At 68.3% G+C, this 24,178-nt stretch carries 24 protein-coding genes; 11 read left to right on the top strand and 13 right to left on the bottom strand.

Annotation, left to right across the window (positions count from 1 at the left end):
• The first annotated feature begins 91 nt into the window (after positions 1 to 91).
• Positions 92 to 4,258, top strand: a complete 4,167-nt coding sequence (locus ABZ942_RS24130; protein ID WP_357385537.1) for a bifunctional nitrate reductase/sulfite reductase flavoprotein subunit alpha — start codon at positions 92 to 94, stop codon at positions 4,256 to 4,258.
• Here ABZ942_RS24130 and ABZ942_RS24125 read toward each other — a convergent pair whose 3' ends face one another.
• The gene (locus ABZ942_RS24125; RefSeq protein WP_357385535.1) at positions 4,259 to 5,293 is read right to left on the bottom strand and encodes an aldo/keto reductase; all 1,035 of its coding nucleotides are present in this window, start codon (positions 5,291 to 5,293) and stop codon (positions 4,259 to 4,261) included.
• 82 nt (positions 5,294 to 5,375) lie between these two features.
• On the opposite strand from ABZ942_RS24125, the gene ABZ942_RS24120 reads away from it, so the two are divergent.
• Positions 5,376 to 5,993, top strand: a complete 618-nt coding sequence (locus ABZ942_RS24120; RefSeq protein ID WP_357385533.1) for a TetR-like C-terminal domain-containing protein — start codon at positions 5,376 to 5,378, stop codon at positions 5,991 to 5,993.
• Here ABZ942_RS24120 and ABZ942_RS24115 read toward each other — a convergent pair.
• Positions 5,990 to 6,568: a TIGR03086 family metal-binding protein gene (locus ABZ942_RS24115; RefSeq protein ID WP_357385531.1), complete on the bottom strand. Its 579-nt coding sequence runs from the start codon at positions 6,566 to 6,568 to the stop codon at positions 5,990 to 5,992. The two genes, ABZ942_RS24120 and ABZ942_RS24115, sit on opposite strands and share 4 nt — an antisense overlap.
• Positions 6,569 to 6,786: 218 nt before the next feature.
• Here ABZ942_RS24115 and ABZ942_RS24110 point away from each other — a divergent pair, with 218 nt between their 5' ends.
• Complete coding sequence (locus ABZ942_RS24110; RefSeq protein ID WP_357385529.1) at positions 6,787 to 7,023, top strand: hypothetical protein; 237 nt, start codon at positions 6,787 to 6,789, stop codon at positions 7,021 to 7,023.
• 131 nt (positions 7,024 to 7,154) lie between these two features.
• Positions 7,155 to 7,394: a hypothetical protein gene (locus ABZ942_RS24105; protein ID WP_357385527.1), complete on the top strand. Its 240-nt coding sequence runs from the start codon at positions 7,155 to 7,157 to the stop codon at positions 7,392 to 7,394.
• A gap of 30 nt (positions 7,395 to 7,424) precedes the next feature.
• Here ABZ942_RS24105 and menD read toward each other — a convergent pair whose 3' ends face one another.
• The 3 genes from menD to ABZ942_RS24090 all read right to left on the bottom strand — a co-directional run bounded on the left by menD (position 7,425) and on the right by ABZ942_RS24090 (position 10,418).
• The gene (gene menD, locus ABZ942_RS24100; RefSeq protein WP_357385525.1) at positions 7,425 to 9,068 is read right to left on the bottom strand and encodes a 2-succinyl-5-enolpyruvyl-6-hydroxy-3-cyclohexene-1-carboxylic-acid synthase; all 1,644 of its coding nucleotides are present in this window, start codon (positions 9,066 to 9,068) and stop codon (positions 7,425 to 7,427) included.
• A gap of 161 nt (positions 9,069 to 9,229) precedes the next feature.
• Positions 9,230 to 9,676: a hypothetical protein gene (locus ABZ942_RS24095; RefSeq protein ID WP_357385895.1), complete on the bottom strand. Its 447-nt coding sequence runs from the start codon at positions 9,674 to 9,676 to the stop codon at positions 9,230 to 9,232.
• An 85-nt stretch (positions 9,677 to 9,761) separates the two neighbouring features.
• The gene (locus tag ABZ942_RS24090) at positions 9,762 to 10,418 is read right to left on the bottom strand and encodes a PaaI family thioesterase (RefSeq protein WP_357385523.1); all 657 of its coding nucleotides are present in this window, start codon (positions 10,416 to 10,418) and stop codon (positions 9,762 to 9,764) included.
• Between the two features lie 94 nt (positions 10,419 to 10,512).
• On the opposite strand from ABZ942_RS24090, the gene ABZ942_RS24085 reads away from it, so the two are divergent.
• The 3 genes from ABZ942_RS24085 to menE all read left to right on the top strand — a co-directional run bounded on the left by ABZ942_RS24085 (position 10,513) and on the right by menE (position 13,422).
• On the top strand, positions 10,513 to 11,406 hold the full coding sequence (locus ABZ942_RS24085; RefSeq protein ID WP_357385521.1) for a 1,4-dihydroxy-2-naphthoyl-CoA synthase: 894 nt from the start codon (positions 10,513 to 10,515) through the stop codon (positions 11,404 to 11,406).
• A gap of 1 nt (position 11,407) precedes the next feature.
• Entirely contained in the window at positions 11,408 to 11,800 is a 393-nt protein-coding gene (locus ABZ942_RS24080; protein ID WP_357385519.1) for a VOC family protein, read from the top strand.
• A gap of 461 nt (positions 11,801 to 12,261) precedes the next feature.
• On the top strand, positions 12,262 to 13,422 hold the full coding sequence (menE, locus tag ABZ942_RS24075) for an o-succinylbenzoate--CoA ligase (protein ID WP_357385517.1): 1,161 nt from the start codon (positions 12,262 to 12,264) through the stop codon (positions 13,420 to 13,422).
• A 6-nt stretch (positions 13,423 to 13,428) separates the two neighbouring features.
• Here menE and ABZ942_RS24070 read toward each other — a convergent pair whose 3' ends face one another.
• Positions 13,429 to 13,878, bottom strand: coding sequence for a TA system VapC family ribonuclease toxin (locus tag ABZ942_RS24070; RefSeq protein WP_357385515.1), 450 nt, complete (start codon positions 13,876 to 13,878; stop codon positions 13,429 to 13,431).
• Positions 13,878 to 14,108: an antitoxin gene (locus ABZ942_RS24065; RefSeq protein WP_357385513.1), complete on the bottom strand. Its 231-nt coding sequence runs from the start codon at positions 14,106 to 14,108 to the stop codon at positions 13,878 to 13,880. Before ABZ942_RS24065 ends, ABZ942_RS24070 begins: the two co-directional genes overlap by 1 nt.
• 91 nt (positions 14,109 to 14,199) lie before the next feature.
• On the opposite strand from ABZ942_RS24065, the gene ABZ942_RS24060 reads away from it, so the two are divergent.
• Positions 14,200 to 15,183, top strand: a complete 984-nt coding sequence (locus ABZ942_RS24060; RefSeq protein ID WP_357385511.1) for an ATP-binding cassette domain-containing protein — start codon at positions 14,200 to 14,202, stop codon at positions 15,181 to 15,183.
• Positions 15,180 to 16,016, top strand: a complete 837-nt coding sequence (locus ABZ942_RS24055) for an ABC transporter permease (protein WP_357385509.1) — start codon at positions 15,180 to 15,182, stop codon at positions 16,014 to 16,016. Before ABZ942_RS24060 ends, ABZ942_RS24055 begins: the two co-directional genes overlap by 4 nt.
• Positions 16,017 to 16,140: 124 nt before the next feature.
• Here the strand turns inward: ABZ942_RS24055 and ABZ942_RS24050 are convergent, their stop codons facing one another.
• The gene (locus ABZ942_RS24050) at positions 16,141 to 19,443 is read right to left on the bottom strand and encodes a BTAD domain-containing putative transcriptional regulator (RefSeq protein WP_357385507.1); all 3,303 of its coding nucleotides are present in this window, start codon (positions 19,441 to 19,443) and stop codon (positions 16,141 to 16,143) included.
• Between the two features lie 156 nt (positions 19,444 to 19,599).
• Between ABZ942_RS24050 and ABZ942_RS24045 the strand changes: the two genes are divergently transcribed.
• Together ABZ942_RS24045 and ABZ942_RS24040 are read left to right on the top strand one after the other, a co-directional pair.
• Entirely contained in the window at positions 19,600 to 20,067 is a 468-nt protein-coding gene (locus ABZ942_RS24045; protein WP_357385505.1) for an SRPBCC family protein, read from the top strand.
• Between the two features lie 69 nt (positions 20,068 to 20,136).
• Positions 20,137 to 21,006, top strand: coding sequence for a 1,4-dihydroxy-2-naphthoate polyprenyltransferase (locus ABZ942_RS24040; protein ID WP_357385503.1), 870 nt, complete (start codon positions 20,137 to 20,139; stop codon positions 21,004 to 21,006).
• 14 nt (positions 21,007 to 21,020) lie between these two features.
• Here ABZ942_RS24040 and ABZ942_RS24035 read toward each other — a convergent pair whose 3' ends face one another.
• From ABZ942_RS24035 to ABZ942_RS24015, 5 genes are all read right to left on the bottom strand, one after another.
• Entirely contained in the window at positions 21,021 to 21,407 is a 387-nt protein-coding gene (locus ABZ942_RS24035) for a phage holin family protein (protein ID WP_150399786.1), read from the bottom strand.
• 195 nt (positions 21,408 to 21,602) lie between these two features.
• On the bottom strand, positions 21,603 to 22,199 hold the full coding sequence (locus tag ABZ942_RS24030; RefSeq protein ID WP_357385501.1) for a Clp protease N-terminal domain-containing protein: 597 nt from the start codon (positions 22,197 to 22,199) through the stop codon (positions 21,603 to 21,605).
• Entirely contained in the window at positions 22,199 to 22,420 is a 222-nt protein-coding gene (locus ABZ942_RS24025; protein ID WP_357385499.1) for a helix-turn-helix domain-containing protein, read from the bottom strand. The genes ABZ942_RS24030 and ABZ942_RS24025 overlap by 1 nt, the downstream gene beginning before the upstream one ends.
• Positions 22,421 to 22,586: 166 nt before the next feature.
• A complete protein-coding gene (locus ABZ942_RS24020; RefSeq protein ID WP_357385497.1) occupies positions 22,587 to 23,672 on the bottom strand; it encodes a PLP-dependent cysteine synthase family protein in 1,086 nt (361 codons plus the stop codon).
• Positions 23,669 to 24,022, bottom strand: a complete 354-nt coding sequence (locus ABZ942_RS24015) for a DUF4229 domain-containing protein (protein WP_357385495.1) — start codon at positions 24,020 to 24,022, stop codon at positions 23,669 to 23,671. Before ABZ942_RS24015 ends, ABZ942_RS24020 begins: the two co-directional genes overlap by 4 nt.
• Between the last annotated feature and the right edge of the window lie 156 nt (positions 24,023 to 24,178).

Raw genomic sequence — 24,178 nt, 5'->3', positions numbered from 1 at the left:
ACCGACCACTTTTCCGCTGGTGAGGGTCATTGTCACACGTCGATAACGCGGGGTAAACCCGCCGCAATCGGCGATGGCCATGATCGGGGGCATGGTGGACGCAGGCACGAAACCCGCGGACCGCGCCGCGCGGACGGCATGCTCGTACTGTGGCGTCGGTTGCGGCATCACGGTGCAGACCCGGGCGGGCGCCGACGGGGCGCCGGTCATCGCCAAGGTCAGCGGCGACAAGCTGCATCCGGCGAACGCGGGCAGGCTGTGCACCAAGGGCGCCACCCACCTCGAACTGATGCGCACACCCGGCCGGATGGAGACCGCGTACCGACGGCCTGAACGCGGTCGGGAGCCGGTGCCGGTGCCGGTCGACGACGCGGTGCGCGAGGCGGCCGATCGATTGCGCGCGATCCTGGACGAGCACGGACCCGACGCGATCGCGGTGTATGTCTCCGGGCAGATGTCGCTCGAGGCGCAATACCTGGCCACCAAGCTGGCCAAGGGCTATCTGCGGACCGTGCACATCGAGGCCAATTCGCGGCTGTGCATGGCGAGCGCGGGCACCGGATACAAGCAGTCGCTGGGCGCGGACGGCCCGCCCGGCTCCTACGACGACTTCGAGCATGCCGATCTGTTCTTCGTGATCGGCGCGAACATGGCCGACTGTCACCCGATTCTGTACTTGCGCATGGCCGATCGGCTCAAGGCGGGCGCGAAGTTGATCGTCGTCGATCCGCGACGCACCGACACCGCAGCTCGCGCCGACCTGTTCCTGCAGATCGCGCCGGGCACCGACCTGGCGCTGCTGAACGGCCTGCTGCACCTGCTCGTCGAAAACGGCGACATCGACCGGGATTTCATCGCCGAGCACACCGAGGGCTGGGACGGGATGGCCGAGTTCCTCGCCGACTACCCGCCCGCGAAGGTCGCCGAGATCACCGGACTCGCCGAGGCCGATATCCGCACCGCCGCACGGTGGATCGGCGCGGCGGGCGAGTGGATGTCGCTGTGGACGATGGGGCTCAATCAGTCCACTCACGGCACCTGGAACACCAACGCGGTCTGCAATCTGCACCTGGCGACCGGCGCCATCGGTCGCGTCGGCAGCGGGCCGTTCTCGCTGACCGGGCAGCCGAACGCGATGGGCGGGCGGGAGATGGGCTACATGGGCCCCGGCCTGCCCGGCCAGCGCAGCGTGCTCTCCCCCGCCGACCGCGCTTTCGTCGAAACCGCATGGGGGCTCGCGCCCGGCACGGTGCGCGACGAGGTGGGGCCGGGCACCATCGAGATGTTCCGCGAGCTGGCCGCGGGCACGATCAAGGCCGCCTGGATCATCTGCACGAATCCCGTTGCCACCGTGGCCAATCGCAAGACGGTACTCGACGGGCTGGAGGCCGCCGAGTTGGTAATCGCCCAGGACGCCTACCTCGAGACCGCCACCAATGCCTACGCCGACCTGCTGCTGCCCGCGACGCTGTGGGCCGAAGCCGATGCGGTGATGGTGAATTCGGAGCGCAACGTCACTTTGCTGCAGCGTTGCGTCGATCCGATCGGTGCCGCGCGCCCGGATTGGCTGCTGATCGCCCAGGTGGCGACCGCGATGGGGTTCGCCGGGTTCGAGTTCGGCTCCAGCGCCGAGGTTTTCGCCGAGATCAAGCGGTTCGCCAATCCGGTCACCGGATATGACCTGCGCGGCATGGATTTCGAGCGGCTCAAGGACGGCCCGATGCAGTGGCCCTGTCCCGATGGCGCGCGCTCGCGCAATCCGATTCGCTACGTCAACGATGGTGTCAGCCAAAACCTGCACGTCGACGCGGACGGCCGCCGGCCGCGGCTGGCGTTCGCCACACCGAGCCGGCGTGCCGTGTTCTGGCCGCGCCCGCACCTTCCGCCGGAAGAAATGCCCGACGACGACTTCCCGTTCCTGCTCAATACCGGTCGGCTGCAGCATCAATGGCACACCATGACCAAGACCGGCAAGATCGACAAGCTGAACAAGATAACCGGGCGGCCGTTCGTCGAGGTGCATCCGGCCGACGCCGAACGACTCGGAGTGCGGGCGGGCGATCAGCTCGAAATCGCTTCGCGGCGTGGGCGGGCCGTGCTGGGCGTACAGCTCAGCGACCGGGTCCGGCCCGGCGATTGCTTCGCGCCTTTCCACTGGAACGACGAGCACGGCGAGTATCTGACGATCAACGCGGTCACCAATGACGCCGTCGATCCGGCCTCGCTGCAACCGGAGTTCAAGGCGTGCGCGGTCTCGCTGCGCCGAGTGGCCGTACCCGAGGCCGATCCGCCGGAAGCACCCGCGGTGCCGACGCCCGCGCAGGCCACGGCGCATCCGCTGGCCGCCGCGTTCGGGCTGGACGCGGCCGCGACGCCGATGCTCACCGAAGCCGAGCGGATCTATCTCAGTGGGTATCTGGCCGCGCTGCAGGCGATTCCGGTGACCGGGCTGCCCGTGTTGCCCACCACGGCGCCGATGTCCGCGCAGAGCAGGTTGTGGATCGATGGCGTGCTGGCCGGCATGTACTCCCGCGCCGCCGCTCCCGATGCGCCGCCCGCGCACGCTGTGACGGTGCTGTGGGCGTCGCAAACCGGGTCAGCAGAAGAACTCGCGGCGACGGTCGCCGCACGGCTGGCCGAATGTGGTTTCGCGCCAAGGCTGCTCGACATGGACTCGTGCGCGGTCGACGGGCTTGCCGGTGACGTGCTGGTGATCAGCAGCACGTTCGGCGACGGCGGACCGCCGGACAACGGCGCCGACTTCTGGCACCGGCTCGACGGCACCGCGATTCAGCTCTCCGGCGTGCGCTACGCGGTGTTCGCGCTCGGCGACTCCTCCTATGACGACTTCTGCGGGCACGGCCGCCGATTGGATGAGAAGTTCGCCGAATACGGTGCGACGCGGCTGCTTCCGCGCGTCGACAGCGAACCCGACTTTCCGGAGCCCGCCGAGCGCTGGCTCGACTCGGTCGTAGCCGTGCTCGGCGAGTCGATGGAAGGCGATGCACCGGAACATGATCCGGGCCCACCGCCGCCGACCCGCACTCGCTCCAGCACCATGACGGCGGTGCTCACCCGCGCCGCCGCCCCCGCGCCGGGGCGCGCCCGACGGGAGATCGCGCCGTTCACCCGGCAGGCGCCGGTCCTCGCGCCGCTGGTGCGCAACGAGTCGCTCACCCTCGGCAGCTCGGTGAAGGAGGTGCGGCAGTTCGGCTTCGACCTGCGCGGGCTGGAAGCCGACTACGAGGTGGGTGATTCGCTCGGCGTCTGGCCCACCAACGACACCGTGCTGGTGCAGGAATGGCTCGCCCGCACGGGACTGGACGGACGCCGGATCATCGAGCTCGACGACCGGGAACTATCGCTGGGCGAGGCCCTGCGCACGCACTACGACATCAGCAAGGTGAGCAACGACCTGCTCACCTTTATCGCGGAGCGCAATCCGAACATCCGGTTGGCGAAACTGCTGCGCCGGGACAATCGCAACGAGCTCGACAACTATCTGTGGGACCGCCAGGCCGTGGACGTGCTGCGCGACTTCCCGGTGCGAGCCGATCTGGTCGACTGGCTCGGCACGCTGAAAAAGCTGCAGCCGCGCCAATATTCGATCTCGTCGAGCCCGCTCGTCAGCCCCGACGAGGTGCAGCTGACCGTCGGCATCGTGCGCTATGGCGACCCCGCGGCCACCGGATCCGCGGCCCGCCGCGGCGGCGTCTGCTCGACCTTCCTCGCCGACCGGGCCGGCACCGCGCCCACCACGGTGCCGATCTTCCTGCAGCGGGCTCCACACTTCCGCCCGCCCGCCGACCCGGCGGCACCGATGATCATGGTCGGCCCAGGCACCGGCATCGCGCCGTTCCGCGGCTTCCTGCACGAGCGCCGAGAACTCGGCTGCACCGGCCGCAACTGGCTGTTCTTCGGCGAACAGCACGCCGCCCGAAACTTCTACTACCGCAACGAACTCGAAGACATGTTCCGCTCCGGCTTCCTCACCCGCCTGGACCTGGCCTTCTCCCGCGACCAGCGCGAGCGGATCTACGTGCAGCACCGGATGATCGAACACGGCGCCGAACTCTGGTCCTGGCTCGCCGACGGCGCGCACCTCTACATCTGTGGCGACGCAACGAGAATGGCGAAGGACGTGGACGACGCACTGCTGCGCATCGCCCGCGTCCACGGCAACCTCGACGAGGCGGGCGCCCTCGCCTTCCGTAAACAGCTTGTCGCGCAAAAGCGCTACGTCCGCGACGTCTACTAGCTACACGGCCGGCGGGTTCAGGCGGGTGAAGTCGCCGAGGCGGTAGTACGGGTAGTAGGGGTAGGGCGGGGTGGTCGCGCTGGCCTTGTCCAGGCGGGCGACCTGGTCGGTGCTGAGTTCCCAGCCGACCGCGCCGAGGTTCTGGCGCAGCTGGTCCTCGTTGCGGGCGCCGATGATGACGGTGGACACGGTGGGGCGGCGCAGCAGCCAGTTGAGCGCGATCTGCGGCACGGTCTTGCCGGTTTCGGCGGCGAGTTCGTCCAGCACGTCGACCACGTCGTACAGCTTTTCGTCGTCGACCGGCGGGCCCGCCTCGGCGGTTCGATGCAGGCGGCTACCTTCCGGAAGCGGTTGGCCGCGACGGATTTTGCCGGTGAGCCTGCCCCAGCCGAGTGGGCTCCAGACGACAGCGCCGACGCCCTGGTCCTGGCCGAGCGGCATGAGTTCCCACTCGTAGTCACGGCCGACCAATGAGTAGTACACCTGGTGGGCGACATAGCGCGTCAGGCCGTGCTTGTCCGCGGCGGCAAGGGATTTCATCAACTGCCAACCGGCGAAGTTGGAGGCGCCGACGTAGCGGATCTTGCCCGCGCGAACCAGATCATCCAGTGCGGCAACAACTTCCTCGACCGGAGTGCCCGCGTCGAAGGCGTGCAGCTGGAACAGGTCGAGGTAGTCGGCGCCGAGCCTGCGTAACGAGGCCTCCACCGCGCCGATCAGCCTGGCCCGCCCGGAACCGGCCTGCGTCGGGCTCGGGCCGGTGGGCAGCGACGCCTTGGTGGAGATGAGCAGCTGATCGCGCCTGCCCTTGATCGCCGCGCCGAGCACCTCCTCCGAGGCACCGTCGGAGTAGACGTCGGCGGTGTCGAACATGGTGACGCCCGCCTCCAGACTGATGTCGACCAGTCGCCGCGCCTGCTCGGCATCGGTGTCACCCCAGGCGCTGAAAAGCTCGCCACGTCCGCCGAACGTGCCCGCGCCGAAGCTCAGGGCCGGAACGAGCAGACCTGATGCGCCGAGCCGCCGATACTCCATGTTGACTCCTAAGGGGTCTACAGTTCTGTTAACACATCAAACGGTACACCCCCTCGGCACTAAATGAAACTGGAGACCCATTATGATTGACGACGAGGCCGCTCCCGGCTCGGTTCGCCCTGGTGGACGCACGGCCCGGGTCCGCGAGTCCGTACTGCAGGTCGCCGGTGATCTGCTGGCCGAGCGCGGCTTCGCCCACCTGGACCTGGCCGAGGTGGCCGCCGCCGCCGAGGTCGGCAAGACCACCGTCTATCGGCGCTGGCGCAATCCGACCGGACTGGTCACCGACCTCCTGATCGACATGGCCGAACAGTCCGTGCCGCACGCGGACACCGGATCGCTGCTCGGCGACCTCACCGCCAACGCCCGCCTGGTCGCCGAGACGCTGACAGATCCGCGCCAGGGCAAGCTCTTTCAGGCCGTCATCGCCGCGGCCACCTGTGACGAGTCCGCCGCCACCGCCCTGCGCCGCTTCTACGACGTCCGCCTCGCCGAATGGGCGCCCTGCGTCGAACGGGCCATCGACCGCGGCGAGGCGCCTGCCGGCACCGACGCGCGCGCCGTGCTGTCGGCGGTGTCCGCCCCGCTGTACTACCGCCTGCTGGCCAGCGGCGATCCGATCGATGACCACGCCGCGACCACCGCCGCCCGCGCCGCCGTAAACGCCGTCAGCGCAGGCACATTCGTCACGCCGAGTTAGGCCGCCCAGTCGGCGCTGCGACCGGTGAGGGCGAGGACCCGCTCGAGCGCGGAGGCCTCGGCGGGCACCGGGAGCACCGGACCGAAGAGGCCGGGAGTGCCCTCGGGTGGGGTCTCCCGGAGCAGGTCGAGCAGGATGGCGAGGTCGGTCGCAGTGGCGTTGAACGGCTGGCCGGTGGCCTTGGCCAGATCCCAGCCGTGGATGACGATTTCGTCCAGCGCGATCCTGGCCATCACCGGCGCCTGCTCGCTGACCCCGCCCGCCTCGGTCACGCCGTCCCAGGCGGCCGGCTCGCGCCACGCACCGACGAGCGCCTTCAGTTGCGCGGGGATGCGCGTGCGCCAATCGCCGGGTAGCGCGCGTTCGGCCCCCACCGACGGCGCGACCGAACCACCGACCGCCTCCTTCGTCGCGGCCTGCCGGAACGCCTCGGTCAGGTCGACGACGTGGGCGAGCAGGTCGCGCACGCTGGTGTCCACGCACGGTGAGCCGGCGGCGAGCTGATCATCGGTGATGCGGACGACCACGGCCTCGAGTGCCGCGGCGGCCGGTTCGAAATCGAATTCCTGGTTCATCGGTTCTCCTGGGCGAGCTGGACGTCTCCTGTGTGTGCAGACGACGCGGCGCAACAGGATTCATCGGTGCGACCCCCGACGGCCCGATCGAGCGACCGCGGCGCGCGCGTCGTCGACCGAATTCGCCTGCCTGCCACCGTCGTCCGACGCCGCCCGCGGCACCGCACCGCGACCAAGTCGTGACAGCGAAAAGCGCTGGAAAAGAGGACAATTGGTAGATGAAGGGTGATCGAGTGGAGATCGTCGTCGACTTCGGCGACGGGTCTCGCAATTACGAAGTGGTAGCCACCCGTGCGGGACGGCGAGTCGACGTGCGCATCGCGCGCGGAGTGGTGGAAGTGACCGAAGTAACCCGGACCGGAACCCCGGTGCGGACCGCGCGGTTCATGGCCGCCCGCACGCTGGCCTTGGTCGAATTTCCCGCCAACGGAACCGGGGCGCTCGACGGCGAGTGATCGGACGCCACGGGGTTGCTCGCGGACCGGACCTGGCGCATGCTCGACAGTGCTGGAACTGTTGTCCGCCTCGGTTGCGGCGCGCCACGACGGGTACGCCCGTGGTCGAGGCCATCGCAGCGAGGAGCACCATGACCGATCACAGCACGTCCGCCGACAGCTACGCGATTCCCGAAGCCGATCTCGCCGAGCAGTCGATCCCCGCGTATCCGAACGACACCGACTACCTGAACGACGGCCCCGATCCGGACGGCGGCGTCGACCAGGAGATTGCCGAGACCATCGCCCGCGACGCATGGGGCGCCGATCCGGCCGACGTGATCGAACAGTCGATCACCGTCCCGTTCGACGACGAACCCGAGCCCGCCTGAACCGAGGCGGCTTGCGGCACAGGGACTCCGCTACGGCGAGATCTTGGCGCGCACCGTCGCGTGCAACTCCCGCAAGCTGGAACGCTCGGTAGCGACTTCCAAAACCCGGGTGCCATGCGCGTTTCCGGCCAGTTCGACCGCCAACTGCTCGGGATCGACCTGCCGGTGCGGGATGCGGTACGCCGCACACAGCGCGGCCAGGTCCATCCCGTGCGGCGTGCCGAAGACCCGCTCGAAGACGCCTGCGTACTGCGGATCCCCCTGCTCGAGCAGCTCGAAGATGCCGCCACCGTCGTCGTTGGCCACCACGATGGTCAGATCGGCGGGCCGCGGCTCGCCGGGGCCGATCAGCAGGCCGGACGCGTCGTGCAGGAACGTCAGGTCGCCGATCAACGCGATCGTGCGGCCCTCGTGCCGCAACGACGCCCCGACGGCAGTGGACACCGTGCCATCGATGCCCGCGACGCCGCGGTTCGACAGCACCCGGATGCCGGGACGCGGATGCGACACCAACGCGGCGTCGCGCACGGGATTGGACGCGCCGAGCACCAGCTGATCGCCGTCCCGCAGCGCGTTCATCACCACGGCGGCCACATGCAGCCCGGTCGGCTTCGGGTGGTGGTCGAGTTCCTCGCGCACCACCTGATTCGCCTTCGCGTCGAGTTCGCGGCAGTACGCCAGCCACTCCGGCCGCGGCGCGCCGGTGGTGACCGCCCTGGTGCCGGTGCCCAGCACATTGCCGGAGACATCGGGCCAACGCGGGCCGGTGGTGAGCGCGTAGACCCGAACCGCCGGGTCGGCAAGGACTTTGGATACCTGACGATGCAGGGTCGGCCGCCCGGTGATGATGGCCTGGCGCGGCTTCAGCAGCGGCAGCGCGAGCGGATGCAGCGCGGGGCCGTGCATCGGGGCGGTGGGTTCCGCGACGGTGGGCAGGTCGGCCAGCTCGGGCCGTAGCCCGGCGCCGTGCCCGGAGATGACCACGGTGTCGGGCGTGAGATCGAGATCGAGTGGCACGTCCAACGTGGCGTACTGGGTCTTGGTCCAGGCCTGGTCGTCCGCGCGCCCGTCCGGCGTCAGCTCGCCCGGCGCCAGGTCGGGCACCAGCGGCTCGCGCAGCGGGATGTCGAAATGCACCGGGCCGGCATTGCCGGAGCGGGTGCCGCGGGCCGCCGCGAGCACCCGGCAGACCGCCGAGCGCCACTGGCTGTTCTGATGCCCGTACTCCGCGCAGTCGTCGGTCAGCGCCTCCGCCTCGGCGAGGCCGAGGCTGATGGTGGCACGGACCTGGCTACCGAAGAGCCCGAGCTGCTCCACCGTCTGATTCGCGCCGGAACCGAGCATCTCGTACGGCCGGTTGGCACTGAGCACGACCAGCGGAATGCGGGCGTAATTGGCCTCCAGCACGGCGGGGCCGAGATTGGCCACCGCGGTACCCGACGTCATCACCACGGGCACCGGGAGGCGGCTGGCCACCGACAAGCCGATGGCCAGGAAACCTGCGGTCCGCTCGTCGATGCGCATGTGCAGCCGCAGCCGGCCGGCCGCGTCGGCGGCCTGCAGCGCGAAGGCCAGCGGGGCGTTGCGCGATCCGGGGCACAGGACTACATCCCGTACACCCCCACGCGCGAGTTCGTCCACCACGACCTGCGCTTGTGCTGTAGACGGGTTCACGCCTCCAGCCTCTCAGACAGTGGGCGTTCCGTCTTCGTCGCCCTGCTCACACCCGGCCGGTCGCACCGGCCGGGCCGGACAGCAGAACGCGCCGCACATCGGACAGCACGGCCGCGGGCGGCCGGTCGATGTGCGACGCGTTCGACGTGCACGGTGTTAATTCAGTTGGCGTGCTTCTGAATCAGGTCGCCGACGCGCGGCAGCGCCTCGATGACATTCTTCTTCGCCGACGAACGCATCGACGAGTAGACCTTCTTCAGCGCGGGCCGGGTGGAGGCTTCGGCGCGGGCGTCGGTGACCGAGAGCAACGCCTCGGCGACCTGGTCGGACTTGGCGACCAGCAGATCGCCGAACGTGCCCGAACCCGTTGCGGCGAATTCCTGCCAGAACGGGTCCAGCTGCGCAACGAGCTTGGGCGCCAACGACGCCAGCGCATCGGGCACGATCGACGGGCTGATCTTCTTGACCGCCGCGTAGCCACCCTTCACAGCCAGGCCGGACGCACCACCCTTGTCCGAGACCTCGGCATCAAGAACCTCGACGGCATCGGCAAGAAAAGCCGGGCGCTTGGCGTCGTCGAGCAGGGATTCAGACAGTGCTGCAACCACTTTCAGGTCCTCCGGAATAGGTTTCGATGAACGAGCAGGCGCAACTATACGCATCCTCGCGCAACTGGTCGCGGCACTCACCGGCTCAAGGCTGCCACGGCAGCAACTGCACCATCAATCCTTCACAATCGGCGAGCAGATTGCCCTGCTCATCGAGCAATTCGGCAGTGATGAAGGTCTTGCGCCCCTCGGTGCGATCGACACGACCGCGAATGGTCAGCGGCGTCTGCAGCGGAGTGATCTTGCGATAGTTCACATGCAGATACGCGGTGCGACTGATCGGCCGTCCGGCGTAGTGCACGATCATGCCGAGCAGATCGTCGAACAGCAGCGGTAGCACGCCGCCGTGCGCCGCGCCGTTGCCGCCGAGATGGAAGCGGCGGAACTCACCGGTCATCCGGATGCCGTCCGGGCCCGCCTCGACCACCTGCCACGGCAGCAGCAGAAGGCTTCCGCGGCCGGGCAATTCGACGGCGCGGCCCGCTGGGCCCTGGAGTTCGGGCGCGCGGTACGGCTCGAGTAGCGCGGTGAGTTCTCGCGCCTGGTCGACCGCGGCACCGAAGACCTCGTCGGGCGCGTCCACCGAAACCGCGAGATCCTGCAGCGTCCGCATCGCCTCGACGAACGGGCCGAAATTGCGCCCGATCTTCGCGCGGGACACCTTCGGGAATCCCCCATGCTTCTCGTACCGGGACTCATCCACCGCGCTCCGGTCGATAACCGGTTTCACTGCATCACTCATATATGCACGGTAACGCGTTGTTTTACACCGTCAAGTCGTGGCAGTTCCACACACCGGATCAGCCGACCGAGAGCCAAGGGCAATAATCACTGACGTGACGTTCAATCCGAAGTTGTGGCGGCCCGTCCCCGGGTTCGAGAATCTGACCGACATCACCTACCACCGGCACATCGAACAGGGCACTGTCCGTGTCGCTTTCGATCGCCCAGAGGTACGCAATGCGTTTCGCCCGCATACGGTCGACGAACTCTATCGGGCACTCGACCACGCTCGGATGACCTCGGATGTCGGCGCGGTGCTGCTCACCGGCAACGGCCCGAGCGAGAAGGACGGCGGCTGGGCCTTCTGCTCCGGCGGCGATCAGCGCATCCGCGGCCGCAACGGTTACCAGTACGCCAGCGGCGACACCGCGGACACCGTCGACCAGGCCCGCGCGGGCCGGTTGCACATCCTCGAGGTGCAGCGACTCATCCGGTTCATGCCGAAGGTGGTCATCGCGCTGGTGAACGGCTGGGCCGCGGGCGGCGGGCACAGTCTGCACGTGGTCTGTGATCTCACCCTGGCCAGTCGCGAGCACGCCCGCTTCAAGCAGACCGACGCCGACGTGGGCAGCTTCGACGGCGGTTACGGCAGCGCCTACCTGGCGAAGATGGTCGGCCAGAAGTTCGCCCGCGAGATCTTCTTCCTCGGCCGCCCGTACACCGCCGAGGAGATGCACCAGATGGGCGCGGTGAACAAGGTCGTCGACCATGCCGAACTGGAAGACGTCGCGCTGGACTGGACCGCCGACATCAACGGCAAATCCCCACAGGCGCAACGGATGTTGAAGTACGCGTTCAACCTGCTCGACGACGGGCTGGTCGGCCAGCAACTGTTCGCGGGCGAGGCGACGCGGATGGCCTACATGACCGACGAGGCCGTCGAGGGCCGCGACGCCTTCCTGGAGAAGCGCAAGCCCGACTGGACGCCCTACCCCTGGTACTTCTGACATGGACATCCTCAGCAGCCGAATCATTTTGCGGCCGACCGACTACCCGCGCACGCTCGATTTCTATCGCGACGGGCTGGGGCTGGCTATCGCGCGGGAGTATCCGGGCGGCACGGTCTTCTTCGCTGGACAGTCGCTGGTCGAGGTGGCCGCGCACGGCGGATCGGGTCGGCCGTCCGCGTTCGGCGGGGCCATCTGGCTCCAGGTACGCGACGCCGCGGACGCCGCGGCGGAGCTCGCGCTCAAGGGGGTCGCCATCGACCGGGCGCCCGTTCAGGAGCCGTGGGGACTGATCGAAATGTGGGTGCGCGACCCGGACGGCGTGCCGATCGTGCTGGTCGAGATACCGCCGGATCATCCGATCCGCCGAGATTCGCGCAGGTCAGCGGACTGATCTTACATTCGCACGTGCAATCGGCCTGCGGACCCGAGTTGCCAAGGGCCGCCGCGACGAGGACGATAGCGCTCGGATGGCCCCCGACCGCCGATGTCCGGGCCGGCCGCCGTGCGTAACCCGTCCGACGAGTGAATCGCAGTCTCGATGCCTGGCGTACCTGAGCCCCATTTCCTGGGGGCGGCCACACATGTCTCATGCCGCCCCAGCAAACCGACCACCCGTTCCGCGTTCGGCGACGCGGCCATGACACGATCGCTACCGTGAGCGAGCGCAGTGGGCGAGCCGTAGGCACAGCGCCTCTGGGAACGATGGGGCCGAGCGCCGGCGAGGTGGGGTCGTGAGTGAGCCCGGCGGGCATCCGAGCTTTGGCGGGGTGTGGTCGTGAGGGAGCGAAGCGAACGAACCATCGACACAGCGCCCCCGCGAATGACGGAACCGAGCGCCGGCGAGGTGCAGTCATGAGCCGCACGCTTCGCACACTTCCCATGCCCACCGGATCCGGTGCGGGCGAGGTCCTGCCTCATCTGCGAGAAGCGTTGGAGGGCAGCGGGCCCGCGTGGCTGCCGATCCCGACCAGCGACCGCCGCGAGGCCAGGCGGCTCAGTGAAGCGCTGGCTCCCGGCGAGACGATCGATGACGATGTCGCGCTCGTGGTGACCACGTCCGGCACCACCGGCGTGCCCAAGGGCGCGATGCTCAGTGCCGCCGCGCTGCGGGCCAGCGGCACCGCCACACACGACCGGCTCGGCGGTCCCGGCAGCTGGCTGCTGGCCCTGCCGACGCATCACATCGCGGGCATTCAGGTTCTGCTGCGCAGCATCCTGGCGGGCACCCAGCCGACCATCCTCGACGTGTCGGGTGGTTTCCTGCCCGAGGCCTTGGCCGGTGCCGTCTCCGGCATGCGCGGCGACCGGCGCTACACCGCGCTGGTGCCGACCCAGCTGATCAAGGCGCTCGACGCACCCGCCGCCGCGGCGGCGCTCGCCCAATTGGACGGTGTCCTGGTCGGCGGCGCGGCCACCCCGCTTCCGGTGTACGAACGCGCGAAAGCGGCCGGTATCAACGTGGTTCGCACCTATGGCATGAGCGAGACCTGCGGCGGCTGCGTGTACGACGGCATCCCGCTGGACGGCACGCAGGTACGCATCGAGGACGGCCGGGTGCTGCTCGGCGGCGCGATGATCGCCTCGGGCTACCGCGGCCAACCGGACAACCCGGCCTTCGCCGAGCCCGGCTGGTTCCGCACCGAGGACGCTGGCACCTTCGACAACGGCAGGCTGAGCATCACCGGCCGGCTCGACGAGGCGATCATGACCGGTGGCCTACTGGTGATCCCGCAGGTCGTCGAGGCCGTGCTGATGAATCACCCGGCCATCCGCGAATGCGTGGTGCTCGGCCTGCCGGACGAACGCCTCGGCCAGCGGGTCGCGGTCGTGGTGGTACCCGCTCCCGGCGCGGTGCCGACCCTCGACGAACTACGCGAACACGTGGTGGCCGAACTGGATTCGATCGCCGCCCCCCGCGAGCTCACGCTGGTCGACGAGATCCCCATGCGCGGCCCGGGCAAACCCGACCGCACCACGCTGCGCGAAAAGCTACTCGCCGACTCGAGTCAGTAGCGCCGGTCAGCTCGGTCCGTGCACGACCCGATCCGCGAACGGATCCCGGACCGAGATGGCCGGATACCGCCGAAAGTCCCGATCCCGGGTATAGATCGTCGATACGCCGTGCTCGAGCATCAGTGCGGCAATCACCGCATCTGGCACGTCATTGCCGCGCCCTCCGCCGATCTGGGTATAGCAGCGCCAGAAGTTCGCGCCTTCCGCGACGACCCGGATCGACGGCGACGCCAGCACCGCCTCGACCGCCTGATGGGCCATCGCGATCGGCAGTGGCGACGAGCAGATCGCCGGATGCGTCACGATCCGTAGGTAGCTCTGCAGCACCGGCCAGAACACAGTCGTCAGTTCCGGGCCGCGCAGTAGCTCTTGCATGAGCGCGGACGCCTGCTGATAGACCGGGGACCCGCTGTCCGAGGCGTAGACAAGGATGTTGGTGTCGACGGTTCGCGACATCAGCCATCCGCATCCAGTGCCGCGTACAGCGCGTGCTTGTCCTCGATATCGACACGGAGACCGAGGTTCTGGCTCGGCCAGGCGATATCGGCAACGAGCCTCGGCTCGTCCCTGGCGAGTTCGCGGGCCAGCAGTTCGGAAACCAATTGCCCCAACGTCTTTCCCTCCCGTTTCTGTCGACGCCGAAGTTGTTCCAACACGACTGCGTCGATATCTATCGTCGTACGCATGCATCAGATGCTACCCCATTGGACATCTGATGCAAGGGCCATGTCATCGGCATGCAAGGGCCGTGCAAGAAGGTGGCCGCACTGTTTACCCATGACTTCTTTCACACCCACTTCAGCACTCGCCGTCGAGGCGGATGGGCTGGTCAAGGTGTTCGGGGAACAGCGCGCCGTCGATGGTGTGAGCTTGGCGGTTCCGCAAGGCTCGGTGTACGGCGTGCTCGGACCGAACGGGGCAGGCAAGACCACGACCATCAAGATGCTCGCCACGCTGCTTCGGCTCGACGGTGGCAGCGCCCGCATCTTCGGCCACGACGTCGTCGCCGAACCGACGGCCGTGCGGTCGCTGGTCGGCGTCACCGGGCAGTACGCCTCGGTCGACGAGGACCTGTCCGCCACCGAAAACCTGATCCTGTTCTCCCGCCTGCTCGGTCTCAGCCGCACCGACGCCCGGCGCAAGGCGGCCGACCTGCTCGAGGAGTTCGACCTCGTCGAAGCGGCGACCAAGCCGCTCAAGAACTTCTCCGGCGGCATGCGGCGCAGGCTCGACCTGGCCGCCAGCCTGATCTCGACCCCGCCGCTGCTGTTCCTCGATGAGCCGACCACCGGCCTCGACCCGCGCACCCGCGCCCAGATGTGGGAGACCATCCGCAGGCTGGTCCGCGAGGGCGCCACGGTGCTGCTCACCACGCAGTACCTGGACGAGGCCGATCAGCTGGCCGACCGCATCGCGGTGATCGACCACGGCAGGGTGATCGCCGACGGCACCGCCGACGAGCTCAAGGCCTCGGTCGGCGGCTCGTCCCTACACCTGACCATGACCGACCGGGCTCAGCTCGACGAGGCACGCCGCATCGTCAGCGAGTTCCTCGGGGTCGATGCCGTGATCACACCGGAGGCCGGTCGGCTCACCGCGCCGCTGCGCGATGCCGGGATGACCGCCGATCTGCTGATTCGCCTGCGCGAGCGGCAGATCGGCATCGACGAGATCACCGTCAGCAAGCCGAGCCTCGACGAGGTCTTCCTCACCATCACCGGCCGTCCGGCCGACGACGACACCGAACGGAGCGCGGCATGACTACGATCACCGCACCTGCCAAGCCGCGCCGCGCGGCACCCGCCAACATTCCCGAGGTCAGCAACAGCATCAGCCTGCGCAGGACCATCGAGACCTCGTTCACCATGGCCTATCGCGGCCTGCTGAAGATCAAGCACAACCCGGAACAGCTGTTCGACGTGACGGTCCAGCCGATCCTGTTCACCGCCTTGTTCGCCTACATCTTCGGCGGGTCGATCGGCGGGTCCGTGCACGACTACCTGCCGACTCTCATCCCCGGCATCCTCGTGCAGACGGTGATCCTGACCTCGGTCGTCACCGGCACCCAGCTGCGCGAGGACATGGACAAGGGCGTCTTCGATCGGTTCAAATCCCTGCCGATCGCCCGCATTTCGGCCCTGAGCGGTGCGCTGATCGCCGATATGGTGCGCTACACCATCGCGACGGTGCTCACCATTGTGGTCGGGCTGATCCTCGGCTACCGGCCCGGCGGCGGATTCGCCGGCGTGGTCGTCGCCGGACTGGTGATCATCGTGTGCTCGTTCGCGGTCAGCTGGATCTGGGCGCTCGTCGGCGTCACCGGCAAGAGTGCCTCTGGCGTGCAAGGCATTTCGATGATGATCATGTTCCCGCTGACATTCATGTCCGGCGCGCTGGCACCGGTGAGCAAGATGCCGGGCTGGCTGCAGGGCCTGAACCACGTGAACCCGGTCTACTACATGGTCAACGCGGCCCAGGACCTGATGAACAGCAACAGCTACGGCACCAACCTGGCCTGGTCGCTGATCGGCTCGGTGGTGGTGATCGTCATTTTCGCCCCGCTGGCCGTCAAGGCGTACATGCGCCGGGCGTGACAACCGAAAACCGATGAGGGACAACGCAACGCCGGTCGACCATGGGTCGGCCGGCGTTGCGTCGTGTTCCGGCCGGCACCGATATTCGGGCCCGATCGGTTTCCCGGACAGGCAGATTCGCCGCTCAGCGCGCGTTCTGCAACTCCCCCATGATCTGCATGATCCGTTCGGACGAATCCCGCCGACGCATCCGCACCACCTCGGCCCTGGCCTCCGCCAACGGGCCGGGACCGAGCAGCCGGTCGACCCGTTCGGCGTGCGTGGACCAGCGCATCGACGGAAAGTCCTGACGGCCGAAGACCTTCGGCGCCAACGCCAACAGTTCCAGCCCACGGTCCCGATCCCGCTCGGCGGCGATCAGATACGAACCGACCGCGCAGGCGACCGCGCCGACCTGCGGCAGGTCCTGGAACTGTGTCATCGTCGGCAACACCAGATCGACCAGGTTGTCGACGAGCTCACCGCCGGCATCCACCGCGCCGTAGAGCACGCGAGCGTCCAATACAGCGGCACCGAGCATGAGCCCACTCGGCCCCGGATTCGCCTCGTTGCCCGGCCAGCCGGACAGCTCCAAGGCCCGTTGATAGCGGCTGAGCCCACCCTCGATATCGCCCTCGCCGAGCGCCACCTCGGCGGCGGTCTGCATCATCGTGGCGAGCAGATGATTCTTCCCGCCCACCGAGCCGTCGAGGTCCGACGATCCGAGCGCGATCTCCAATTCATGCCGGGCTTGCGTCGGGTAACCAGCGCCGAGCAGCGACGCGACCAGCATCGCCCGGGTCTCGACGGTGTCCTCGTAGGCTCCCAGCCGCTGCAGCATGTCGAGCGCGCGCCGGTAATGCACCACGGCCTTGTCGTATTCCGCGATCTGGCCGTACACCTGGCCCAGGTGCCTGCACACCATGGCCACACTCCAGACATTGTCCCGACCGACGATGTCGAGCGCGCGGACCGCGTCGACTGTCGAACCCCGCACGTCGCCCAGGTTCTCCCTGATGTTCGCGCGCACCAGCAAGGCGGTGGACCGGGTTTCGAGATCCGTCGACCGGATGGCGTTCGCGATCAACCGGGCCAGCCCGCGGCCGTCGGAGCGGGTCAGCACGATGCTGCCGGCCAAGCGGTTGGCGGCGCTGAGATCGGTTCTGCTGCGCAACAATCGGCGGATCCGGGTGCGCAGGCGCACCAGGTCACGCGCGCTGGCCTGACTGAAGGCCAGGTGCAGGAACATCGTCTGATAGCTCATCAGCACCAGGTCGCCGGGTGGCGCGTCCGGTCCGGTATCGGCCGGGCACAGGTCGGCGACCCGGGGCGCCCACGCGACCACCTCCAGGTGCGAACCGCGCAGCACCCACAGCATGGAGATCACCGGGAACACCGTGTACGCGGTAGCGGCGTCGCGCCGTTCGAGCGCGTAACGCAGTGCCGCAAGCAGGTTGTCCAGCTCGGTGGCGACCGAGAGGGCGAGCTCCACCTGATCGCCGGTGAGGTAGCGGGCCGCGGCGTCAACGGCAAAGTCCTTGGCCCACAACATCAATCGATCGGCCATCAGGTCGGACTCGGCCGGGCACGCGGCCAGCTGTTCGTCGCCGTACTCGCGCACCGTCTCCAGCATGCGGTAGCGGGTGCCGAGGACCTCGTCGTCGAGCATGGTGAGTAGCGACTGGTTCACCAATCCGTCGACCGCCGCCGCGACGTCGTCCACCTCCGGCCCGCCGACCACCGCCTCGGCCGCGGACAGCGTGAAACCCGCTGGGAATCGGGACAATCGGCGCAGCGCCACCTGCTGCGGGACGTCCAGTAGATTCCAGCTCCAGTCGATCACCGCGTGCAGGGTGCGGTGGCGTTCGGGCGAACTGCGATCGCCGTGGCGCAGCAGCGCGAACCGATCCGCCAGCCGCAGATTTATCTCCTCGACACTCATCGCCCGGACCCGCGCGGCGGCAAGTTCGATGGCCAGGGGCAGGCCATCGAGGGTGTGGCACAGCTGAGCGACGGTCTCGGGATCGAGCCGGACGCCGGGTCGCACCGACCTGGCACGCGCCGCGAACAGTTCGGTCGCGGGCGACCCGGCGGCGTCGATGGTCAACGGCGGCAACGGGTACACCGCTTCGGCGGTGATCATCAGCGGCGCTCGGCTGGTGGTCAGCACGGTCAGCAAATCCGCGAAGCCGATCAGGTCGGCGACCACCACCGCGGTGGCATCGATCAGATGCTCGCAGTTGTCCAGGATGAGCATCATCGGTCGCGCGGCGACCGCGTTGCGCAGGCGCCGCCAGCTTGCCTCGACGACCTCACGATTCCGCAACGCGGACGAGCCGAACATCACGTCGCTCAGACCGAGCGCCGCGCTGATCGCGGCCTGGATCTCATGGACGACGTCGGTATCCTCCGCGCGGATCGATGCCAGCTCCACCAACACCACCGAGCGGGTGCGGGCCATCCGCGCGCCGACCTCGTTGGCGATGCGGGTCTTGCCGGAGCCGCCGGGGCCGAGCACCGTGACCACCCGCGACGTGCGCAGCAGTTCGTCGAGCATGGTCAGATCGGCCTCGCGACCGAGCAGTGCGTTGGGCGCGGCGCGCAGGCCGATCGCCGCGGGCATCGTGAAGTCCGCGTCGGGCGGCGAGCCGCCGTTTCCGGAAGGTGTTGCCGTGCCGTGGCTTTGCGGAGCCGTCGGCGCTGCGGCGGCGATCGGGCCGAGCGAATCGCCGCGCAGGATCGCGGTATTCAGCTCGACCAGCGCCGGTCCCGGGTCCGCGCCGAGTTGCTCGGCCAGCCGAGTTCGGAAGGCGGCGAACGACTCCAGCGCCTCGTTGGGGCGCCCTGCCACGGCGAGCAATCGCATCAGGGTGAGTTGCGCGGGTTCGTCCAGTGGGTTGCGGCCGACCCTGGTCCGGGCGATCCGCAGCGCGCCGTCGAGGTCGCCGGTCGACTCGCGCGCCGCCAGCTCGAGTGCATCCAGTTCGGCCAGCCTGCTCGTCGCCAAGGCATGCAGCGCATCGGCGACCTCGCCCGGCGGCAGATCCGCGCCGGGCTCGCCGCGCCACAGCGCCCGCGCCTGCGCGACCGCGCCGAGGCAGCCCGCGTCGTCACCGGCGGCCCGGTAGTCACGAGCCAGACGGACGAGTTCGGCGACGCGGGTCAGGTCCAGCTGGTCCGCACGCAACGTCAGGCGATAGCCGGCCGGGCCGATCTCCAGCGCGCCGTCGGGCAGCGCGGAACGCAGCCGCGACACCTGAGTGTGCAGCGCGTTCATCGGCGCACGCGGCGGCTGCTCGCCCCATACGTCGTCGATCAGGGACTGGGCGCTGCGGCTGCGGCCGGGGCGCAAAGCCAAGGCCGCCAGCAGCAGCCGGGAGCGGGCTCCGGGTAGCGCGGTCAGCGCGCCGTCCCGGCGCAGCGCGATCTCGCCCAGCAGGCCGACCACGATTGGTTCACCTGCGGGCGCCCGCAACATTTGACTGCGGCCATTCGGGCCGCTTTGATCCGACAACATCCCGCGGTAATCGTATGCGAGTGGCGCCATCCGAGCCGACATGGTTTTTTACCCCATTTCCTATGGTCGGTCGCCTACGCTGTCCGCATGGCTGAGTTCGAAGTGGTCCGGCAGGCCGTGATCTCGGCCGAGCCGTCGCGCATTCACGGGTTGATCGACAACCTGCACGAGTGGACGAAGTGGTCCCCCTGGGAGGACCTCGACCCACAGTTGCAGCGCACCTACACCGGCCCGGACGCCGGTATCGGCGCCAAGTACGCCTGGGTCGGCAACCGTAAGGCCGGTGCGGGCAGCATGGAGGTCGTCGCCAGCGCCGATCGCGAGATCGGCATCCAGCTGATCTTCGAGAAGCCGTGGCAGGCCACCAATCAGGTGCTGTTCGAGCTGAACCCGACCGAATCCGGCGCCACCGAGGTGGTCTGGCGGATGACCGGGACGCAGCAGGGCCTGATGAAGGTGCTCTCCAAGATCCTGCCGACCGACAAGATCGTCGGCAAGGACTTCGAGAAGGGCCTGGCGCGGCTGAAGGCGGTCGCCGAGGCCAACGGCGGCTGAGCGCCCCGCGCCGGCGCTGAGCGCTGGCGCTGAGCGGCTATTGTCCGACCGCGACACTATGCTGCGGGGATGGCTACAGCAGCGCAATGGATCGAGGGCGCGCGTCCACGCACCCTGCCGAACGCAATCGCCCCGGTGCTGGCGGGCACCGGCGCCGCCGCCTCGCTCGACGGTGCCGTGTGGTGGAAAGCCGTTCTCGCGCTGCTGGTTTCGCTGGCCCTGATCATCGGCGTCAACTTCGCCAACGACTACTCCGACGGCATTCGCGGCACCGACGACGTGCGGGTCGGCCCGGTGCGGCTGGTCGGGCAGAAGCTGGCCTCGGCCGCCGCGGTGCGCAATGCGGCGATCCTGAGCCTGGGCATCGCCGCGGTGGTCGGCCTGATCCTGGCCGCGACCACGGCCTGGTGGTTGTTGCTCGTCGGCGTGGCCTGCCTGGCCGGCGCCTGGTTCTACACCGGCGGCAGTAAGCCCTACGGCTACAGCGGCTTCGGTGAGATCGCGGTGTTCGTGTTCTTCGGCCTGGTCGGTGTACTCGGCACCGAGTTCGTGCAGGCGGAAAAGATCGACTGGGCGGGCGTGGTGCTCGCGGTCTCGGTCGGCGCGTTCTCCAGCGCGGTGCTGGTCGCGAACAACCTGCGCGACATCCCGACCGACTCGCAGTCCGGAAAGGTCACCCTGGCCGTCAAACTCGGCGACCCGCGGACCAGGACGCTGCAGCTCGCGCTGCTCGCCATCCCGTTCATCGGCACGCTGCTCCTGGTAGCGCGCACCCCGTTCGCGTTGGTGGGCCTGCTGGCCATTCCGCTCGCAGTGCGCGCCAACGCGCCGGTCCGGTCCGGCAAGGGCGGCCTGGAACTCATTCCGGCGCTGCGCGACTCCGGCCTCGCGATGCTCGCCTGGTCGGCGCTCACCGCGTTGGCCATCAGTTTCGGGTGACGAACTGATCCCGGCTAGTCGTCGCCGTCCGGGACCAAGATGCCCAGCACCCAGTTCACGATCGAGACGATCAAGCCACCGATCACCGCGGCCCAGAAGCCGTCGACGCGCAGGCCGTAGTCGGTGGTCTCGGTGATCTTCGCGGTCAGCCACAGCATCAGCGCGTTGATCACCAGCAGGAACAGACCGAGCGTGACGATCACCAGCGGCAGCGACAGCAGCTTGACGATCGGTTTGACCAGTGCGTTCACCACCGTGAACACCGCAGCGACGGCCAGCACGACGAGGACCTTGCCGACATTGCCGTTGTCCGCCGGACTGATGATGTCGATCTTGTCGACCCAGGCGGCGGCCAGCCAGATGGCCACGCCGTTGATGATCAACCGAATCAGAAGCTGCATGCGCCCATGCTAAAGCGAGTGCCTCGCCTGCGCTCGGCCCGACGCGGCTGACAACGGACTTCGTCCGGCCGCGCATGTTATGCGACCGAGCGGACATGTGTCGTCTCGAAACGCATTTCGCGGCGGTCGCGCGGCGTGACCGCACCGAGTTCCGCGACCGTTGTCGATCCGCCACGACGACACATGTCCCCTATCTCAGGCCGCGCGATCGAGCAGCGCGTGCACCTTGGGCCGCAGGTCGTGGATCGGCTCCGAACCGCCGAACAGGCGCACGGTGGTCTGGTTGGGTGCGCGCAGGATGCCGAGCAGCACGTGCCCGGATTCGATGGTCTTGTCCTTGCGGGCCAGCGCTTCCCGCAGGGACAGCTCGAGCACCTTCTTCGAGTCCTTCGTGAACGGGATGTGGCCGTAGGTGACGGCACGGCCCCAACCGAACGGACCGCGCCGTCCCTCGGGTATCGGACGGTCGAGCGCATCCTCGCCGAAATTGGCTTGCAGCGACTCACGCACGGCGTCGAGGTCGATACCGATCGAGCGCAACGCCTCGGCGTCCTCTTCGCCCAGCGGTTCACTCCCCAGCGGTTCACCCTTGCGCTGCGCCGCCAGCGCGGTCATCACGCTCTCGTGCGTGACACCCGCCTCGGCCAAGAGCGCCTTCAGTTCGTCCTCGCCCTGCGACAGCAGGCCGAGCAGCACGTGCTCGATCTCGATGTTCGGCGAGCGCAGTTCGCGCGCGTCTTCCTGGGCCATCACGATGGCCGTCCTCGCCGACTTGGTGAACCGTTCGAACATCAGCGGTTCCTGCCTCTCTGATTGTGCTTCTGGTGGGCTGCCTGCTTGCTGACCTCGAGCGCCTCCGCGATCGCCTGCCAGGACCAGCCCTGTTCACGGGCATTGGCCACCTGGATGGCTTCCAGACGTTCGAGCAGCCGCCGCAGTGCGAGCACCGCGCGCAGCCCGACCTTGGGGTCGGGGCTGCCCGCGGCGGCCGCCAGAGTGGTTGCTTCAGTCATGTCGTCAATTTTGATTGACACATCGGGTGGATGTCAACAAAAATTGACACGAGAGTTGTTCACGGTCGGCGAAACACCGGACACAGCGCGAAGGCCACCTTCGATCGGGCGCGATGTCCCGAATGACGGTGGCCTTCGGCTGGTGATGACGAACGGCTGGGTGCGGTCAGCCCGCCCACGCGCCGGTGGCGGCGAACTTGTCCAGGATCGCGGTCGGCTCAGCGAGGCTCAGGCCCTGCGATTCGACCCAGGCGTCGTCGAAATACGTTCCGGCATAACGATCTCCGCCGTCACACAGCAGGGTGACCACGCTGCCACCGCGACCGGCGGCGAGCATTTCGGCGATGATCGCGAACACGCCCCACAGGTTGGTACCGGTGGAACCGCCGACCCGGCGGCCGAGCACCTTGCTCGCATAGCGCGCTGCCGCAATGGAACCCGCGTCGGGCACGCCGATCATCCGATCGACCACCTGGCCGACGAATGACGGCTCCACCCGCGGGCGGCCGATTCCCTCGATGCGCGAAGACATTCCGGTCTCATAGCCCGAGTCGGCGGTCTCGTAGCCGCCGTAGAACGCGGAGTTCTCCGGGTCGACCACGGCCAATTTCGTTGCGTGCCTGCGGTATCGGATGTAGCGGCCGATGGTGGCGCTGGTGCCGCCGGTGCCCGCGCCGACCACCACCCAGTCCGGCACCGGATGCGACTCCAAAGTCATTTGCTCGAAGATGGATTCGGCGATGTTGTTGTTGCCGCGCCAGTCGGTCGCGCGCTCGGCGTGGGTGAACTGATCCATGTAGTGGCCGCCGCATTCGGCGGCCAGCCGCGCCGCCTCGGTGTACATGTCGGGCGGGCGCTGCACGAAATGGCAACGGCCACCCTGCGCTTCGATCAGCGCGATCTTCTGCGGCGAGGTGCTGGCCGGCATCACCGCGACGAAATCCAGGCCGAGCAGCTTCGCGAAGTACGCCTCGCTCACCGCGGTCGAGCCCGACGAGGCCTCGACCACCGTGGTGCCCTCGGTAACCCAGCCGTTGCAGATCGCGTAGAGGAACAGCGATCGGGCCAGCCGGTGCTTGAGGCTGCCGGTGATATGGGTGGACTCGTCCTTCAGATACAGCTGGACGTTCCACGCGGCGGGCAGCGGGTACCGCAACAGGTGGGTATCGGCACTGCGCTGGGCGTCGGCGTCGATCAGCCGGACCGCGTTGTCCACCCAGTCGCGCGGGGTGCTGCGATCACAGGACTTCACGATGCCCCCTGATTGTCCTCATGGTCATCGCCGCGCAACCGGGCCCGCAGTTGCGCCTTGTCGTGGCGGCGGCGTTCGTCCACCACCGCGATGTCCTCATTGACCCGCACGCGCAGCCGTTTGAACAGCATCAGCGACAGCGGCATGGCGATGATCAGGGCGAACAGGGCGGCGACCACCAGCGGGATGTCCACCTTGACCAGCCGGGCCAGCCCCACGATCAGCAGCGTGATCACCACGACCAGGGCCAGCCTGGCCACCGTGTACAGACCGAGGTTGCGGGCAAGGCGCTGACCCGCGCCAGCGGTTTGCTGTCCTGGCACACCATCCGGTGGAGTTGCGTCACTCACGTCGCTCAGCCTATGCGAAGCTGTTGCCCGCCCTCAGCGCGCGCCTGTCGCCGAGGTCGGCAGCATATCCGATTTGTCTATTACTTCCCCTTTACCAACAGTAGGTGGTTCGAGTACCTAGGGGTTTCAGTGCAACGATGACGCCATCTGATGAGG

The organism is Nocardia sp. NPDC046473, assembly GCF_040645995.1.
Taxonomy (GTDB): domain Bacteria; phylum Actinomycetota; class Actinomycetes; order Mycobacteriales; family Mycobacteriaceae; genus Nocardia.
The sequence above is the reverse complement of the archived record's forward strand: the minus strand, read 5'-3'. Positions and strand labels throughout refer to the sequence as shown.